Below are 18,740 nucleotides of genomic sequence, written 5' to 3' on the forward strand. Positions count from 1 at the left end.
TATCGCAGGCATGCCAGCTCCCACATTTCGATCACCTGCGCACTCAAAATCGCTTTCCCACTTGCTGAATCGCGTCAGTAACAGCGGTAACACCGCCATCGTAACAATGCGGTAACACATCCAATTGACTTCCCGTGCCCTCCTCACGACTATAGGCGTCCCGCTGCCGCCAACCCGGCGCTAAAGGGCGCAATCCAGGCCTTATAAGCACTGCTCTCAAGACGGTGCGCCTGTATAAACGAAGACTCACGCGCGTTACTCGCTGTTTCCAAGCGCCTGAACGAGGACCCTTTTCATGCCAGACATTACCCTGACCACCTTGCAGAGCCTCAAGCTCAAAGGTGAAAAAATCACCATGCTGACCTGCTATGACGCCACCTTCGCCCACGCCAGTTGCCAGGCGGGTGTTGAAGTGCTGCTGGTGGGCGACTCCCTGGGCATGGTTCTTCAAGGGAATGACAGCACCCTGCCCGTCACCACCGATGAACTTGCGTACCACACTGCCAGCGTCAAGCGCGGCAACGATGGTGCCTTCATCATCGCCGACCTGCCGTTCATGGGTTACGCGACGCTCGAACAGACGTTCCAGAATGCCGGCAAGCTGATGCAAGCCGGTGCGCACATGATCAAAGTTGAAGGCGCAGTGTGGCTGGCCGAGTCGATCCGCCTGCTGGCGGAACGCGGCGTGCCGGTGTGCGCGCACATGGGCCTGACGCCACAGTCGGTGAACATCCTCGGCGGCTACAAGGTACAAGGCCGCAATGAGGCCCAGGCGCGGCAGATGCGCGCGGATGCCATCGCCCTGGAACAGGCGGGCGCGGCAATGATCCTGCTCGAATGCGTGCCGAGCGAGCTGGCGGCAGAAATTACTCAGGCGGTGAAGGTACCGGTGATCGGCATTGGCGCAGGCTCGGCCACCGATGGCCAGGTGCTGGTATTGCACGACATGCTCGGCCTGTCGATCAGCGGCCGTGTGCCGAAGTTCGTGAAGAACTTCATGGCCGGCCAGGACAGCATTCACGCCGCACTGAGTGCCTACGTCGCCGAAGTCAAAGCGGTGACCTTCCCTGGCGCCGAACACGGATTTTCTGCATGAACACCGTAAAAACCGTACGTGAACTGCGGGCCGCTGTGACCCACGCCCGCAATGCCGGCAAGCGCATTGGCTTTGTGCCGACCATGGGCAACCTGCACAGCGGCCATGCCACTTTGGTGACCAAGGCCGCCCAGCAGGCGGATTTCGTAGTCGCCAGCATCTTCGTCAACCCGTTGCAGTTTGGCGCCGGCGAAGACCTGGACAAGTATCCGCGCACGCTGGCAGCCGACCAGGAAAAGCTGCTGCAAGCCGGCTGCAACCTGTTGTTCGCGCCCACCGTCGAGGAAATGTACCCCGGCGGCATGACCGGCCAGACCCGTGTCAGCGTGCCGCAACTGTCTGAAGGCCTGTGCGGCGCCAGCCGTCCGGGGCACTTCGAAGGCGTGGCGACGGTGGTCAGCAAGCTGTTCAATATGGTCCAGCCGGACATGGCGGTATTTGGCCAGAAGGATTACCAGCAACTGGCGGTGATCCGCGCCATGGTCCATGACCTGAACATGCCGATCCAAATCATTGGCGAGCCCACCGTACGCGCCGACGACGGCCTCGCGCTATCGTCGCGCAACGGCTACCTCTCCGACGAACAACGGGCCATCGCGCCGGTGCTGTACCGCTGCCTCAGCCAGATCGGTGCAGCGATCAAAGCCGGTGACCACGACTTTGCCAAGCTGCGTGCCGAACAGGTCCAGCAGATCGAAGCTGCCGGGCTGCGCCTGGACTACCTCGAAGTGCGCCAGGGCGTGCATTTGCGCCCGGCCACGGCCGAGGACCGGGATATCGTGATACTGGTAGCCGCCTATCTGGGCGCCACCCGACTCATCGACAACCTGCACCTGACCCTCGACTGACCCGTTCCCATTGCCCTCCTCGCTGCGTAAATAAAAAGTGCCGGTATAAAAAAGTACCGGCCTGAGCGCAGACAAAGCCAAGACATATCGACACGCTAGGTTTAATGTAATCGCCCTGCGCTATGGTTAGCGCTGTCCGGAACCCATTGCTTGATGAAAGACTGGACGTTCCGGGCTTAGAAGTGTCCTAAAGGCAGTCCCCGTAATAAAAGGAAACCCGCAGCGATGGCGTACTACCGCACCCCTCATGACGTTACCGCTCTGCCCGCCTGGCAAGCGCTCAATCAACATCGCCAAGCCATGCAGGATTTCAGCATGCGCGAAGCGTTCAATGCCGATCCACAGCGTTTTTCCCAGTTCACCCTGAGCAGCTGCGGACTTTTCCTCGATTACTCGAAAAACCTGATCACCAGCGAAACCCGCGACCTGCTCGTGGGCCTCGCCGAAGAAGTCGGCCTCAAAGACGCGATCAACTCGCTGTATGCCGGTGAGCCGGTCAACTCCTCCGAAGGCCGCCCGGCCCTGCACACCGCCCTGCGCCGCCCGGTGGGCGACAAGCTGTCGGTGAACGGCGTGAACATCATGCCGGACGTGCACAAGGTGCTGAACCAGATCACTGACCTGGTCGGCCGCATCCACGACGGCCTGTGGCGTGGCTACACCGAGAAGCCGATCACCGACGTGGTGAACATCGGTATCGGTGGCTCGTTCCTCGGTCCGGAGCTGGTCTCCGAAGCGCTGTTGTCCTACGCCCACAAAGGCGTGCGCTGCCATTACCTGGCGAACATTGACGGCAGCGAGTTCCATGAGCTGACCATGAAGCTGCGCGCCGAGACCACGCTGTTCATCGTTTCGTCGAAATCCTTCAACACCCTGGAAACCCTGAAAAACGCCCAGGCCGCTCGCGCCTGGTACCTGGCCCAGGGTGGCTCGGAAGCCGAGCTGTACCGCCACTTCATCGCCGTATCGAGCAATAACGCGGCGGCGGTGGCCTTTGGTATCCGTGAAGAAAACATCTTCCCGATGTGGGACTGGGTTGGCGGACGGTACTCGCTGTGGTCGGCCATCGGCTTGCCAATCGCCCTGGCGATCGGCATGTCCAACTTCAAGGAACTGCTGTCCGGTGCCTACACCATGGACCAGCATTTCCAGAACGCCCCCTTCGAAGCCAACATGCCGGTGCTGCTGGGCCTGCTGGGTGTGTGGTACGGCAACTTCTGGGGCGCGCAGAGCCATGCGATCCTGCCGTACGACCACTACCTGCGTAACATTACCAAACACTTGCAACAGCTGGACATGGAATCCAACGGTAAGAGCGTGCGCCAGGATGGCACCCCAGTGGGGACCGATACCGGTCCAGTGATCTGGGGTGGCGTGGGTTGCAACGGTCAGCACGCCTATCACCAGTTGCTGCACCAGGGGACCCAACTGATCCCGGCCGACTTCATCGTGCCGATCGTCAGCTTCAACCCGGTGTCCGACCACCATCAGTGGCTCTACGCCAACTGCCTGTCCCAGAGCCAGGCATTGATGCTCGGCAAGACCCGCGTCGAAGCCGAAGCCGAGCTGCGTGACAAGGGCATCCCGGAAGAAGACGTGCAGAAGCTGGCACCGCACAAGGTGATTCCGGGCAACCGCCCGAGCAACACCATTGTGGTTGAGCGCATCAGCCCGCGTCGCTTGGGTGCGCTGGTCGCGATGTATGAGCACAAAGTGTTCGTGCAGAGCGTGATCTGGGGTATCAACGCGTTCGACCAATGGGGTGTGGAACTGGGTAAAGAGCTGGGCAAGGGCGTCTACAACCGCCTGACCGGCGCCGAAGAAACCTCGGCCGAGGATGCTTCGACCCAGGGCCTGATCAACTACTTCCGCGGTCGTCACCGCGGCTGATCCAGGTATCGCAAGGCCAACATCCGTTTGGACGTTGGCCTTGAACCCTCACCGTGCAGGGTGCATCTTTATGACTTGTCGCGAAAACAAGAATAAGGATTGCTCATGTTCGATATCAGCACGTTCCCCACCGCCGATGCCGTCCGTCGGGCTGCGCAACTCAGTCAAGAGGACTATAAGCGCCTCTATCGCCAATCCATCGAACAGCCGGATACCTTCTGGGCCGAACAGGCCAAAGGCTTTCTCGACTGGATAACCCCGTGGCACACCGTTCAACGCTCAGACATCAACACCGGCGCCGCCCATTGGTTTGCCGGCGGCCAACTGAACGTCAGCTACAACTGCATCGACCGCCACCTGGCGCAACGCGCCGAGCAGCCCGCCTTCATCTGGGAGGGCGATGATCCTGCAAAGTCTTGCAAAATCACCTACCGCCAACTGCACCAGAACGTCAGCCGCCTGGCCAATGTGCTGAAAAGCCGTGGCGTAAAGAAAGGCGACCGGGTGTGCATCTACATGCCGATGATCCCCGAAGCCGCCTACGCCATGCTCGCCTGTACGCGGATTGGCGCGGTGCATTCCGTGGTATTTGGTGGCTTCTCGCCGGACGCCCTGCGCGACCGTATTCAAGACGCCGACTGCCGCACCGTGATCACCGCTGATGAAGGCGTGCGCGGCGGCAAGCCGGTGGCACTTAAGCAGAACGTCGACAAAGCCCTGGCCAGTTGCCCGAACGTGAGCACGGTGCTGGTGGTGGAGCGTACCGGAGCGACCATCAACTGGAGCGAAGGCCGCGACCTCAAGTATCAACAGGCCCTGGATGCGGCAAGCGACAACTGCCCGCCCGAGCCCATGGATGCCGAAGACCCGTTGTTCATCCTCTACACCTCCGGCAGCACCGGCAAACCCAAAGGCGTGCTGCACACCACCGGCGGCTACCTGCTGCAAGCCGCGATGACCTTCAAATACGTGCTCGACTACCGCGATGGCGAAGTGTTCTGGTGCACTGCCGACGTGGGCTGGGTCACCGGCCACAGTTACATCGTGTACGGCCCGCTGGCCAATGGCGCAACCTCACTGATGTTCGAAGGCGTACCGAGCTACCCGGACAGCTCACGCTTCTGGCAGGTGATCGACAAGCACAAGGTCAATATTTTCTACACCGCGCCCACCGCCTTGCGGGCGTTGATGCGTGAAGGCCACGCGCCGTTGGAAAGCACGTCCCGCGCCAGCCTGCGCCTATTGGGCAGCGTCGGCGAACCGATCAACCCGGAAGCCTGGGACTGGTACTTCAACGCCGTCGGCGAACAGCGCTGCCCGATTGTGGATACCTGGTGGCAGACCGAGACCGGCGGCATCATGCTCAGCCCCTTGGTCAGCGCGCAGCGTATCAAGCCCGGCTGCGCGACTCAGCCAATGTTTGGCGTACAGCCAGTATTGCTGGACGAACAGGGTAAAGAATTCAGCGGCGCCGGCAGTGGCGTGCTGGCGATCAAAGCGAGCTGGCCAGGGCAGATCCGCAGTGTGTATGGTGACCCTCAGCGCATGATCGACACCTATTTCAAGCCCTACCCCGGCTACTACTTCACCGGTGACGGCGCACGGCGTGATGAAGACGGCGACTACTGGATCACCGGGCGCATCGACGATGTGATCAACGTGTCCGGCCACCGTATCGGCACCGCCGAAGTGGAAAGCGCCCTGGTGCTGCATGACCTGGTGGCAGAGGCCGCTGTGGTGGGCTACCCCCATGACGTCAAAGGCCAGGGCATCTATGCCTTTGTGACCCCCATGAATGGGGTGGAACCCGACGATGCGTTGAAAAGGCACCTGCTGGAGTTGGTCAGTAAGGAAATCGGCAGCTTTGCCAAGCCGGAACTGATCCAATGGGCCCCGGCCTTGCCGAAAACCCGCTCCGGCAAGATCATGCGCAGGATTTTGCGCAAGATCGCCTGCAACGAACTCGACAGCCTGGGTGATACCTCGACCCTCGCCGATCCTAGTGTCGTAGAGGGCTTGATCGACAAACGCTTGAACCGATAGGAAAACCTGAGTCGCCATGGAATTTATCCGCAGCCGCATCGAAACCCAGTTGATGAGCCTGACCGGCCTGTCGCTGGGCCAACTGGACCTGGAAAACCCCAAGGGCGACCCCGGCCTGTTCGGGCCCGATTCGGTGAGTTGGCAGGTCCATGGCGACTTCAGCAGCATGCTCATCGGCGGCATCAGCGCCTTGATGCTGCAAGCCTTGCATCCATTGGCCCTGGCGGGCGTGTGGGACCACTCGAACTTTCGTCAGGACATGCTCGGGCGCTTGCGGCGTACCTCGCAATTCATCTCGGGTACGACTTTTGGTTCGCGCAAAGACGCTGAATGGCTGATCGAAAAAGTCCGCACCATTCACCTGCAGGTCGTCGGCCATGCTCCGGATGGTCGGCCTTATGCGGCCAGCGACCCGGAATTGTTAACCTGGGTGCATGTGGCGGAGGTCAGTAATTTTCTCGCTGCTCACCTGCGCTATCGCAACCCGCGTCTTTCAGGTCGGGACCAGGACCGTTACTACAGTGAAATTGCCCTGGTTGCCGAACAGTTGGGCGCGCGGCATGTTCCGCGCTCTCGGCAGGAAGTTTCGGATTATCTGGCACGTATCCGCCCGCAATTACTGTGCGACGAGCGCAGCCGAGAAGTGCTGCGGTTGCTTTTGAATGCACCCTCCCCCAGCCTGCTGGCCAAACCCTTTGGCAGCCTGATGATGCAGGCCGGGATCGATCTGCTGCCGGATTGGGCCAGCACCATGCTCGACCAGCACCAGCACCCACTGCAACGCCAGATGATCCGTGCCGGGGTCAGGCGCAGTGCGCCGATGCTGCGCTGGGCGATGCGCAACGGTTCAGTGCAACGGGCCCATCGGCGGATGGGGTTGATGTAGGCGACGGCGCATAGCTGTTAAACTTCGCGCCCTCATTTCCCCAGCAAGGCGCGCTCCATGTCTCCTCTGCATCAGGCGCTGCGCGCCGCCCTCGATCATCGCCAAGACCTGATCAATGAGCTGCACGCCCAAGGCAGCGACTGCTACCGCCTGTTCCATGGCAGCCAGGAAGGCGCCGGCGGCCTGACCGTCGACCGCTACGGCCCGCAATTACTGGTCCAGAGCTTCCACCACCCCCTGGAAACCGCAGAACTGCTGGACCTGCACCAACAGGTCAACCAGTGCTTGGGCCTGGAGTTGTTGCTGGTCTACAACGACCGTTCCCGTGGCAACTCGCGCATTGACCGCGACGACACGGTTTATCGTGCCGAGCCCGCTGCACTGGAAGACCTGGTAGGCCACGAGTGGGGCCTCAATTACCGCGTGCGCGGGCGCCATGCCGGGCAAGACCCACTGCTGTTCCTTGATTTGCGTAACACCCGTGGCTGGGTCAAGGCCCACAGTGCCGGCAAAAGTGTGCTGAACCTGTTCGCCTATACCTGCGGCGTAGGCCTGAGCGCGGCCGCCGGGGGTGCGCGTGAGGTGTGCAACTTGGACTTTGCCGAGGGCAACCTGGCGGTCGGTCGTGAAAACGGCTTGCTGAACCCGCAGTTGCCGACCATGGAATTCGTACAGTCCGACTACTTCCCGGCAATTCGCCAACTGGCCGGCCTGCCGATCACCCAGCGCCGCGGGCAAAAGCTGCCCAGTTATCCGCGCCTGGAGCAACGTCAATACGACCTGGTGCTGCTCGATCCGCCAGCCTGGGCCAAGAGCGCGTTCGGCACCGTCGACCTGCTGCGCGACTACCAGAGCCTGCTCAAGCCCGCGCTGCTGGCAACAGCTGATAACGGTGTGCTGATCTGCTGCAACAACTTGGCAAAAGTCAGCATGGAAGACTGGCGTGAACACGTGTTGCGTTGCGCAGAAAAGGCCGGACGTCCCGTGCGTGACTGGAAAGTCATGACGCCAGGTGCGGACTTTCCCTCGCAGGATCAACAACCACCGCTGAAAACCTTGATACTGCAGCTGTAAGACGTTTCCCAAAGGACCCGTTCTTCGGAACCGAAAACCCGTGCCATACTCCAAGGCACTCCTGATTGACATAGATGGCGCCGCCCCATGCCCAAAGGATTGATTCGCGCCGCTGGCGCCTTGTTGACCGCACTCGCCCTGTACAGCTTGCTGGGCTTCCTGATTCTCCCTGGTGTCGCGCTGCGCATTGCCAACCAGCAACTGGCCAATTACGCCACGGTGCCGGCGCGGATCGAGCGGATCGAGCTCAATCCGTTCAGCCTGGAAGTGACAGCATGGGGGTTGAAAATCGGTGACCCAGGCAAGGAACAGCTGGGATTCGAACGCCTCTACGCCAACCTGCAGATCGACAGCCTCTGGACCCGCGCCCTGCACCTGGCAGATATACAACTGGACAAACCCAAGACCGAGCTGCTCTTCGACAAGTCCGGCCAATTGAACCTCGCGCAGTTGTTCAAATTGCCGCCCAGCGAGCCGACCCCGACCGATCCGAATGCAAAGCCGTTTCCGCTGCGCATAGACAGCATCAAGCTGGCCGGCGGCTATGTGCATTTTGAAGACTTGCGCCCCAGCGAGCCCATCGAATTCCTCTACGACAAGCTCGACTTCGAGCTGAAGAACCTCAGTACCCTGCCTGAAGACAACGCCGATATGACGTTGGTGGCAGCCGGGCCTGAAGGCGGGCAGATCGACTGGAAAGGTAATTTCAGCCTGGTGCCGATGACTTCCGAGGGCACATTGAAAGTCACCGATGGCAAGATGAAAGCCTGGTGGCCCTACGTACGCGACGCACTGCCCTTGGTACTGGAAGACGGCGTGCTCAACTTCAGCACCGCGTACAAGTTCAGCCTGGCCAAAGAGACCGAACTGAACCTCACCAACACCGCCGCCAGCATCGCGCCGTTTGCCATCAAGGCGCCTGACGGCCGCCCCTTGGTGCGCCTGGAGCGCCTGGACATCAGCGAAACGACGGTAGACCTCGCCAAACAGCAGGTTATCGTTGGCAAGATCCGCAGCAACAAACTGGAAACCTGGGCCGCGCTCGAAGCGGATGGGCAATTGGACTGGCAGAAACTGTTCGCCAGCCAACCCAGCAAACCGGACTCGGCGTCCGAGCCCAAAAATGCACCCGCCACCGCCGGCTCGCCAAAAGCTGAACCCGTCGTGCCAGGCAAGCCTTGGCAAGTGCTGCTCAAGGACGTGCAACTGCGCAACTATCAGGTGCACCTGGCTGACCGTCAGGCCAAGCCGGCGGTCGCGTTGGAAGTCGGCCCGCTGAACGTCGATGTGCAGAACTTCGATAGCCTCAACCAGAGCCCATTCACGTTGAAAGTCGACACGGGCCTGGGCAAGCAGGGCAAGGTTCAGGCGACCGGCGAGGTCAACCTCAACCCGGTCAGCGCCAAGTTGAAAGTGAATACCCAGGACATCGACCTGCGGGTCGCCCAGTCCTATATCAGCCCGTTCATCCGCCTGGAACTGCGTAGCGGCATGCTCGGCAGCAATCTCGATGTGAACCTGAAAAGCACTGATCCCTTGAAGCTCCAGGTTACGGGCCGGGCACAGGTTGACCAGTTGCACACTCTGGATACCCTCAAGACCCGCGACTTCCTCAAATGGCAGCGCCTGGTGCTCGAAGGCGTGAACTATCAGCACGGCGACAGCCTGTCGATCGACAAGGTCAACCTGCTGCAGCCCTATGCACGTTTCATGATCAACGATGACCGCACCACCAACGTTGATGACCTGTTGATTCCACAACCCGCCGACAAAACGCCCAAGCCCGCCAGCAAGGAAAAGCCGTTGGGCATTCGTATCGGCCAGATTGCGATCAACGACGGTTCGGCCAACTTTGCCGACTTCAGCCTTACGCCTAACTTCGCGACGGCGATTCAACAGCTCAACGGGCAGATCGGCACCATCGACAGTCGCCAGGCCAAACCGGCCAGCGTCGATATCAAAGGCAAGGTTGACCGTTATGCGCCGGTGACCATCAAGGGCAGTGTGAACCCATTCGACCCGATGGCGTCGCTGGATATCGCAACAAGCTTTAAACGCGTAGAGCTGACCACCTTGACGCCCTACTCCGGCAAGTTCGCCGGTTTCCGTATCCGCAAGGGTCGACTGAACCTCGACCTGCACTACGTGATCACCAAAGGCCAACTGAAGGCCGAGAACAAAGTGGTGGTCGAACAATTGCAACTGGGTGAAAAAGTCGACAGCGCCGATGCCGTGGACTTGCCGATTCGCCTGGCAATCGCGTTGCTCAAGGACACTGACGGCAAAATCTCGATCGAACTGCCGGTGACGGGTGACCTGAATAACCCGCAGTTCAGCGTGATGCCAATTGTCTGGCAGACCCTGCGCAACCTGGTGGTGCGTGCAGCGACGGCGCCGTTCAAGTTTATTGGTGGTCTGGTGACGGGCGGCGGCTCGGAAGACCTTGGCAACGTATCGTTCGCCGCTGGCTCCAGCGAACTGAACAAGGATGCTGAAGGCGCCCTGAACACGTTGGCCAAAGCACTGAAAGAACGCCCTACCCTGCGCCTGGAGATCGAAGGCACAGCGGCGGCCAGCAGCGATGGACCAATCCTGGCGGCCCAACGACTGGAGCGTGAATACCAGTACAACTACTACAAGATTCTTCAGCGGCGTGGAGACAAGGTGCCGGCCCAGGCATCGTTGCTTGTCGTCCCCGAGAAGGAAAAAGCGCCATTGCTGGAAGGCATCTACCGCACTCGCCTGAAACAACAACCACCGGCCGAATGGAAAGACCTGAGCAGCGATGACCGTAGCACGAAGCTTCGTGACGGCGTGATCAAGTTCTGGAGTAGCAGTGACGTGCTGCTGCGCCAACTCGGCCAGGACCGTGCCAGCACCATCAAGGACTACCTGGTGGATAAAGGACAGTTGGAGGATGACCGGGTGTACTTCATCGATGCCAACCTGGGGCAGGCAGAGAAGGATGGGCGGGTGGTGACACCGATGCATCTGGATGCCGAGTAAACCGGCCCCCATACACATCTGAAAGTGAGAGCGGGCTTGCTCGCGAATACGGAGTGTCAGTCACAATATTGTCGACTGAAACGCTGTATTCGCGAGCAAGCCCGCTCCCACATTTGATCTTCATAAACCTACAAAATGTATCCGACCCACAATAGAACAGGCCCCAACACAAGTGCCGGGGCCTGTAATGACCACATCCGTGTGGTCGGTCGCATGAACTCCAGAGGTGCATCAGGTGGATATCTAACTCACCCTAAGCCGCCGCCGTCCAGTCCAGACGAAACGGGTGCGTTACTCTGCTTTCAGGCCATCGGCCGATACAGCTTTAACGCCTTTGATTTTCTTGGTGATGTTCACCGCGGTAGTTTTCTGAGCTTCAGTGACCGGAGCGGTCGAAGACAGGGACACTACGCCTTTGTTGGTTTCGACTTTGATGTCGGTACCAGGAATGCCTTTCTCAGTAACCAGGTCAGCTTTTACTTTGGTGGTGATCCAAGTGTCCGAAGTGGACTCTTTGGCACCCGCAGCTGCGCTTTTGGTTTTGTCGACGTTGTCAGCCTTGGTCGCGCCGCCAGCCAGCAGGCCATCAGCCGATACGGCAGTTACACCTTTGATTTTCTTGGTGATAGCTACGGCAGTCTCTTTTTGCGCGTCCGAGATAGCTACATCCGAAGAGAGGGAAACCACGCCTTTGTTGGTTTCAACCTTAATGTCAGAACCTGGAATGCCTTTTTCGGTCAACAGGTCGGCTTTAACTTTGGTGGTGATCCAAGTGTCAGAAGTAGCTTCCTTGGCCTTGGTAGCTTCACCAGCTGCAAGGGTCATTGGCGCTTGGGAAGTCTGAGCAAAGGCAACGTTAGCACCCATGGCCAGGGTCAGAGCGGTAGCAGTAGCGAGAGCGAACTTCTTCATACGAGTAACTCCTGTTTTATTAAAAATCTGCAGTGCGTAAACCTTGATGCTGCAGCGTTAACAGGGATATTGCAGGCAGTGTGCCAAGTCGTGAACGGCGATTAAATCCTTATAAAACAATGAGTTAAGAAAACAGCTAATTTTCGGAATCGTGCATCTTGCATGAAAGCCCCCGCCTCTGCATGCAAGTTGCGGCTTTTGGATTTTGCTAAGCGGCTGATTTCCCGACATTTTCCCCCAGGCATAAAAAAAGGACTCCGAAGAGTCCTCTTTTTCAGCTGAACGCTTGGGGCGATTAAACGCCCGAAGCCTTGGCTGCTGCTACGTCCTTGATGGACAGCTTGATACGGCCGCGGTTATCCACGTCCAGCACCAGCACTTCCACTTCCTGGCCTTCTTTCAGGATGTCGGTCACTTTCTCAACGCGAGCGTCGCTCAGCATGGAGATGTGAACCAGACCGTCCTTGCCCGGCAGGATGTTGACGAATGCACCGAAGTCGACGATGCGTTCAACCTTACCCACGTAGATCTTGCCGATCTCGGCTTCTGCGGTGATGCCCAGTACGCGCTGACGTGCTGCTTCAGCCGCTTCCTTGGTTTCGCCGAAGATCTTGATCGAGCCGTCGTCTTCGATGTCGATCGAAGCTTTGGTCTCTTCGCAGATCGCACGGATAGTCGCGCCGCCTTTACCGATGACATCACGGATTTTGTCGGTGTCGATTTTCATCGCGATCATGGTCGGAGCATTTTCCGACAGTTCGGTACGCGACTGACCAATGATCTGGTTCATCTGGCCGAGGATGTTCAGGCGCGCTTCCAGGGCTTGGCCCAGGGCGATTTCCATGATCTCTTCGGTGATGCCCTTGATCTTGATGTCCATCTGCAGCGCGGTCACACCTTTGGCGGTACCGGCTACTTTGAAGTCCATGTCGCCCAGGTGGTCTTCGTCACCCAGGATGTCGGTCAGGATGGCGAACTTCTCGCCTTCTTTAACCAGACCCATGGCGATACCGGCAACCGGTGCCTTCATCGGCACACCAGCATCCATCAGCGCCAGGGAAGCACCGCAAACGGACGCCATGGAGCTGGAACCGTTGGATTCGGTGATTTCCGAGACCACACGGATGGTGTACGGGAACACGTCAGCGGCAGGCAGCATGGCTGCGATCGAACGACGGGCCAGACGGCCGTGACCGATTTCGCGACGACCAGCGCCACCCATGCGACCACACTCACCTACCGAGAACGGTGGGAAGTTGTAGTGCAGCATGAACGGGTCTTTTTTCTCGCCTTCCAGGGTGTCCAGCAATTGTGCGTCACGGGCGGTGCCCAGGGTCGCGACGACCAGAGCCTGAGTCTCACCACGGGTGAACAGCGCCGAACCGTGAGTCTTTGGCAGAACGCCAACTTCGATGTTCAGCGGACGTACGGTGCGGGTGTCACGACCGTCGATACGTGGCTTGCCGTTAACGATGTTTTCGCGAACGGTACGGTATTCGATTTCACCGAAAGCCGCTTTAACGTCGCTGGCGGAAGGCTGGCCTTCTTCACCGGACAGCTTGGCAACAACCTGATCCTTCAGCTCGCCCAGACGAGCGTAACGGTCGGCCTTGACGGTGATGGTGTAGGCGTCGGAGATGGCAGCGCCGAACTCGGAGCGGATAGCGCCCAGCAGCTCGGTGGCTTCGGCTTGTGGAGCCCAGGTCCAGGTTGGCTTGGCAGCTTCTGCGGCCAGCTCGGTGACGGCCTTGATAACGGCCTGGAACTCGTCGTGCGCGAACAGTACGGCACCCAGCATCTGGTCTTCGGTCAGCTCTTTGGCTTCCGATTCAACCATCAACACGGCTTCCGAGGTACCGGCGACGACCATGTCCAGGCTCGAAGCTTTCTGTTGCTCGTAAGTCGGGTTGAGCAGGTAGCCGGTGCTTTCGTGGAAAGCAACGCGGGCTGCGCCGATCGGACCATCGAAAGGAATGCCGGAGATCGCCAGGGCAGCCGAAGTACCGATCATCGCAGCGATGTCCGGATCGGTCTTTTTGCTGGTGGAAACGACGGTGCAGACAACCTGCACTTCGTTCATGAAGCCTTCTGGGAACAGCGGACGGATCGGACGGTCGATCAGTCGGGAAGTCAGGGTTTCTTTCTCGGAAGGACGGCCTTCGCGCTTGAAGAAACCGCCAGGGATCTTACCGGCAGCGTAAGTCTTTTCCTGGTAGTGAACGGAAAGAGGGAAGAAGCCTTTGCTCGGGTCAGCGGTCTTGGCGCCAACAACGGTCACCAGAACGGTAACGTCGTCGTCAACGGTAACCAGCACTGCGCCGGAGGCTTGACGGGCGATACGGCCTGTCTCGAGGGTAACGGTCGACTGACCGAACTGGAATTTTTTGATAACCGGGTTCACGGTGTCCTACCTTCTTTGTGGCTCTTGGGGGAACTTGTCTTCTTGCGAAATTCTTGGGCAATGTCGGGAATCGGCCCGAACCTGGTCCAGGGTAAAACGTGTATCCAGATAAAACTTGAGGCTGGGAGCCTACCATGGGCCAGCGGGAATCCCACTGACACACGGCAGACAACCAACCTCTAGCGCAATCGCTTATTAGCGACGCAGACCCAGGCGACCGATCAGAGTCTGATAACGACCCAGATCCTTGCCTTTCAGGTAGTCCAGCAGCTTACGGCGCTGGTTTACCATGCGGATCAGACCACGACGGGAGTGGTGATCTTTACCGTTGGCCTTGAAGTGACCTTGCAGCTTGTTGATGTTGTGGGTCAGCAGTGCAACTTGCACTTCTGGCGAACCAGTGTCACCAACAGCTTGCTGATAGTCAGCAACGATTTGTGCTTTTTCTTGAACGTCGAGAGCCATGAGGCAATCCTTTTTTCAGGAAACCACCCAAAGGGCAGTTTCAACAGGCCAGGGACAAATCCCTGTATCTAAAAATGAGTGTTGACCGTGCCTGTTAACAGCCACACTCGTTCGGTCATTCTGACCGAATCAGTCGACGTGGCGCTATACGCCCGTCTTCGCTCACTTCACCGATACCGATAAAGCGACCGTTATGATCCTGTACACGCACCATGCCGAACTTCGGGGCATCCGGGGCACGTACCGGCTGGCCGTTGAGCCAGTAGAACGCGCTATGCTCCGAGAAGTGCAACAACGGCCAATCGAGCAAACCGCTGTCCGATGGCATCAGGAAGCGATCAACCGCTTCGTTGCCGCCTTCGGCATGTACCGCTTCCAACTCTTCCAGCGTGACCGTCTGGGCCAGGCTGAAAGGACCGGCCTGGGTGCGTCGCAGTTCTGCAACGTACGCGCCGCAACCGAGCTTTTCACCGATATCTTCCACCAGGGTACGAATATAGGTGCCTTTGCTGCAGTCCACGGCCAACCGGGCGGTGTCGCCTTCACAGGCGAGTAATTCCAAGCGCGCAATAGTAACAGAACGCGGTTCGCGCTCCACTACTTCGCCCGCACGTGCCAGCTTGTAGAGAGGCTGGCCATCACGCTTGAGAGCCGAGTACATCGGCGGTATCTGACTGATTTCCCCACGAAAACCGGGTAAAACAGCTTCAATATCAGCACGACCAACGGTCACGTCGCGAACCTGCAGAACATCACCTTCGGCGTCGGCCGTGGTGGTGGTCTTGCCCAGTTGCATCAGGGTTTCGTAACCCTTGTCGGAATCGAGCAGGTACTGCGAAAACTTGGTGGCCTCGCCAAAGCACAACGGCAGTACGCCGGTGGCCAGGGGATCGAGGCTGCCGGTGTGCCCGGCCTTTTCGGCGTTGAGCAACCAGCGGACCTTCTGCAACGCGGCATTGGAGGTAAAGCCAATAGGCTTGTCGAGCAGAATGATGCCGCTGACGTTGCGACGGATACGTTTGACCTGAGCCACCGCTTACTCCTTGGCGTCTTCAGGTGTGGACGGGTGCTGGCTGTCTTCGGCCACGGCGCGCTCGATCAATGCCGACAGATGCGCACCCCGCACGACGCTTTCGTCGTAGTGGAAGTGCAACTGCGGAACACTGCGCAGCTTCATTTCACGGGCCAACTGCATGCGCAGGAAACCTGCAGCGGAGTTGAGCACCTTGATGCTTTGTGCGATTTCTTCGCTGCTGTCCTGCCCCATCACGGTGATGAAGATCTTGGCGTGACCCACGTCACGGCTCACTTCTACGGCGGTGATGGTGACCAGGCCAACGCGCGGGTCTTTGACTTCGCGACGGATCAGTTGGGCCAGCTCGCGCTGCATCTGATCGCCGATTCGCTGGGTACGGCTGTATTCTTTTGCCATGTCTTGTTACCTGTTACTGCCACACGGTGAAACCCGTGGGGTCTGAAAGCGGCAAACGCCCGGCCTGACAAAAGCCAGACCGGGCGTTGCGTTTAGAGTCCGTACGCTGCGCGAGGCATTTGCATGCCCACACGCGGCGTGGCTCCGGAAGTGCGCGAGTTAGAGGCTGCGAGCAACCTGAACCTTCTCGAAGACTTCGATCTTGTCGCCAACCTTGACGTCGTTGTAGCTCTTGACGCCGATACCGCATTCCATGCCGGCACGTACTTCGGAAGCGTCATCCTTGAAGCGGCGCAGGGATTCCAGCTCGCCTTCGAAAATAACGATGTCTTCACGCAGTACACGGATTGGACGGTTACGGTGCACAACACCTTCAACCACCATGCAACCGGCGATCGCGCCGAACTTCGGCGAGCGGAACACGTCACGGACTTCGGCAATACCCAGGATGTTCTCCCGGACGTCGCTGCCAAGCATGCCGGTGAGGGCTTTCTTGACGTCTTCGATGATGTCGTAGATGACGTTGTAGTAACGCATGTCCAGGCCTTCCTGCTCGACGATCTTGCGAGCGCCAGCATCGGCACGCACATTGAAGCCGAACAGTACAGCGTTGGAAGCCAGTGCCAGGTTGGCGTCGGATTCGGTGATACCACCCACACCGCCACCGACAACGCGCACTTGCACTTCGTCGTTACCCAGGCCGTTCAAGGCGCCGTTCAACGCTTCGAGGGAACCACGTACGTCAGATTTGAGGACGATGTTAAGCGTCTTCTTCTCTTCCTGGCCCATGTTCTCGAAGATGTTTTCCAGCTTGCCGGCGTGAGCACGGGCCAGTTTGACTTCGCGGAACTTGCCTTGACGGAACAGAGCCACTTCACGGGCTTTCTTCTCGTCGGCCACTACGCTCATCTCGTCGCCAGCGTCCGGGGTACCGTCCAGGCCGAGGATCTCGACCGGAATAGCTGGACCTGCTTCCTTGATTGGCTTGCCGTTCTCGTCGAGCATGGCACGTACACGGCCGTAGTTCGAACCGACCAGCACCATGTCGCCTTGGCGCAGGGTACCGTCTTGAACCAGCACGGTCGCAACCGGGCCACGGCCCTTATCGAGACGGGACTCAACCACAACGCCACGGCCAGGAGCCGATGGAGTAGCAGTCAGTTCCAGAACCTCGGCTTGCAACAGAACGGCTTCGAGCAGTTCGTCAACGCCGGTACCCATCTTCGCGGAGACCGGTACGAATGGAGTGTCACCACCCCACTCTTCGGAAGTCACGCCGTGAACCGACAGTTCGCTACGGATGCGATCAAGATCGGCGCCCGGCTTGTCGATTTTGTTCACCGCAACAACCAGCGGAACGCCAGCTGCCTTGGCATGCTGAACGGCTTCGATGGTTTGTGGCATCACGCCGTCATCGGCTGCAACCACCAGGATCACGATATCGGTTGCCTTGGCACCACGGGCACGCATCGCGGTAAACGCGGCGTGACCAGGGGTGTCGAGGAACGTCACCATGCCACGGTCAGTTTCAACGTGGTACGCACCGATGTGCTGGGTGATACCGCCGGCTTCGCCCGCAGCTACCTTGGCACGACGGATGTAGTCGAGCAGGGAAGTCTTACCGTGGTCAACGTGGCCCATTACGGTCACAACCGGTGCACGGGAAACGGCTTCACCTTCAAACTTCAGGGACTCGGCCAGGGAATCTTCCAGGGCGGTGTCGCTGACCAGGGTCACTTTGTGGCCCAGCTCTTCAGCAACCAACTGGGCAGTTTCCTGATCCAGTACCTGGTTGATGGTGGCTGGCGTACCCAGCTTGAACATGAACTTGATGATTTCAGCTGCCTTGACCGACATCTGTTGGGCGAGATCGCCAACAGTGATGGTCTCGCCGATCTTCACTTCACGCACGACAGGGCCGGTTGGGCTCTGGAAACCGTGGGCGTTGCGTTTTTTCAGCTTGGCCTTGCCGCGACCACCACGACGGAAGCCATCGCTTTCTTCGTCGGTAGTACGTGGAGCAACGCGTGGAGCAGGCGCTTTCTCTTTGACCGAGGCACGATGTGGAGCGTTTTTACGCTCGCCATCGCCGCCACCACCACGACGATTGTTATCGTCGGCACGTGGTTTGTCCGGACGACGAGGTTCGTCGCGCTTGCGAGCGTCTGCTGCAGGAGCAGGTGCGGCGGCAACCGGAGCGGCCTCACGCACAGCTTCAACAGGCGCAGCAGGTGCGGCGACCGCTTCAGTACCAGCAGGTTGCGCAGCAGCAGGCTGGCGACGCGCTTCTTCTTCGGCGCGACGCTTGGCTTCTTCTTCAGCCTTCTGACGAGCAGCATTTTCTACTGCGCGACGTTCTTCCAGTTCGCGTTTGCGCTCGGCTTCGATTTCTTCCGGGCTGCGCTGTACGAAGACTTTCTTCTTGCGTACTTCAACGCTGATGCTCTTGCTACCAGCAACACGCAGGGTGCTGGTGGTTTTGCGCTGCAATGTAATCTTGCGCGGTTCTTCCACTTTCGCCTTGTGGCTGCTCTTCAAGTGAGTCAGCAAAGACTGCTTCTCACTGTCGCTCACACCTTCGTCGGCGGCGGTGTGCGGCAGACCTGCCTCACGCATCTGCTGCAACAGGCGCTCTACCGGTGTTTTGACCTCATCGGCCAGTTGTTTCACCGTGACTTGCGTCATGC

General features: G+C 59.1%; 13 protein-coding genes. 7 read left to right on the forward strand and 6 right to left on the reverse strand.

The window, feature by feature from the left end; all coding sequences use genetic code 11:
- Window positions 1–295 precede the first annotated feature (295 nt).
- The 7 genes from panB to AB4N92_RS07835 all read left to right on the forward strand — a co-directional run bounded on the left by panB (window position 296) and on the right by AB4N92_RS07835 (window position 10,843).
- Window positions 296–1,096, forward strand: coding sequence for a 3-methyl-2-oxobutanoate hydroxymethyltransferase (gene panB / locus AB4N92_RS07805; protein ID WP_010206582.1), 801 nt, complete (start codon window positions 296–298; stop codon window positions 1,094–1,096).
- Window positions 1,093–1,944: a pantoate--beta-alanine ligase gene (gene panC / locus AB4N92_RS07810; protein WP_021492887.1), complete on the forward strand. Its 852-nt coding sequence runs from the start codon at window positions 1,093–1,095 to the stop codon at window positions 1,942–1,944. Before panB ends, panC begins: the two co-directional genes overlap by 4 nt.
- Before the next feature lie 225 nt (window positions 1,945–2,169).
- Window positions 2,170–3,834 (forward strand): glucose-6-phosphate isomerase, encoded by a 1,665-nt coding sequence (gene pgi / locus AB4N92_RS07815; RefSeq protein ID WP_236267415.1) that lies wholly within the window; start codon window positions 2,170–2,172, stop codon window positions 3,832–3,834.
- A 105-nt stretch (window positions 3,835–3,939) separates the two neighbouring features.
- Window positions 3,940–5,877, forward strand: coding sequence for an acetate--CoA ligase (acs, locus tag AB4N92_RS07820; protein ID WP_045791627.1), 1,938 nt, complete (start codon window positions 3,940–3,942; stop codon window positions 5,875–5,877).
- A 16-nt stretch (window positions 5,878–5,893) separates the two neighbouring features.
- Entirely contained in the window at window positions 5,894–6,763 is an 870-nt protein-coding gene (locus tag AB4N92_RS07825) for an oxygenase MpaB family protein (RefSeq protein ID WP_010206586.1), read from the forward strand.
- Between the two features lie 57 nt (window positions 6,764–6,820).
- The gene (locus AB4N92_RS07830; RefSeq protein ID WP_010206587.1) at window positions 6,821–7,837 is read left to right on the forward strand and encodes a class I SAM-dependent rRNA methyltransferase; all 1,017 of its coding nucleotides are present in this window, start codon (window positions 6,821–6,823) and stop codon (window positions 7,835–7,837) included.
- Between the two features lie 87 nt (window positions 7,838–7,924).
- Window positions 7,925–10,843 carry a DUF748 domain-containing protein gene (locus AB4N92_RS07835; RefSeq protein WP_236267413.1) on the forward strand — a complete coding sequence of 973 codons (2,919 nt, stop codon included), beginning with the start codon at window positions 7,925–7,927 and terminating at the stop codon, window positions 10,841–10,843.
- A gap of 291 nt (window positions 10,844–11,134) precedes the next feature.
- Here the strand turns inward: AB4N92_RS07835 and AB4N92_RS07840 are convergent, their stop codons facing one another.
- The 6 genes from AB4N92_RS07840 to infB all read right to left on the reverse strand — a co-directional run bounded on the left by AB4N92_RS07840 (window position 11,135) and on the right by infB (window position 18,738).
- Window positions 11,135–11,755 carry a BON domain-containing protein gene (locus AB4N92_RS07840; RefSeq protein ID WP_010206591.1) on the reverse strand — a complete coding sequence of 207 codons (621 nt, stop codon included), beginning with the start codon at window positions 11,753–11,755 and terminating at the stop codon, window positions 11,135–11,137.
- Window positions 11,756–12,050: 295 nt separating this feature from the next.
- Window positions 12,051–14,156 (reverse strand): polyribonucleotide nucleotidyltransferase, encoded by a 2,106-nt coding sequence (pnp, locus tag AB4N92_RS07845; protein ID WP_010206593.1) that lies wholly within the window; start codon window positions 14,154–14,156, stop codon window positions 12,051–12,053.
- A 195-nt stretch (window positions 14,157–14,351) separates the two neighbouring features.
- Window positions 14,352–14,621, reverse strand: coding sequence for a 30S ribosomal protein S15 (gene rpsO, locus AB4N92_RS07850; protein ID WP_003177875.1), 270 nt, complete (start codon window positions 14,619–14,621; stop codon window positions 14,352–14,354).
- Between the two features lie 115 nt (window positions 14,622–14,736).
- A complete protein-coding gene (gene truB, locus AB4N92_RS07855; protein ID WP_010206595.1) occupies window positions 14,737–15,654 on the reverse strand; it encodes a tRNA pseudouridine(55) synthase TruB in 918 nt (305 codons plus the stop codon).
- Between the two features lie 3 nt (window positions 15,655–15,657).
- A complete protein-coding gene (gene rbfA / locus AB4N92_RS07860) occupies window positions 15,658–16,053 on the reverse strand; it encodes a 30S ribosome-binding factor RbfA (protein ID WP_016973761.1) in 396 nt (131 codons plus the stop codon).
- 159 nt (window positions 16,054–16,212) lie between these two features.
- Window positions 16,213–18,738, reverse strand: coding sequence for a translation initiation factor IF-2 (gene infB, locus AB4N92_RS07865; RefSeq protein WP_010206598.1), 2,526 nt, complete (start codon window positions 18,736–18,738; stop codon window positions 16,213–16,215).
- Between the last annotated feature and the right edge of the window lie 2 nt (window positions 18,739–18,740).

It is taken from the genome of Pseudomonas sp. S3_A09, from assembly GCF_054668065.1.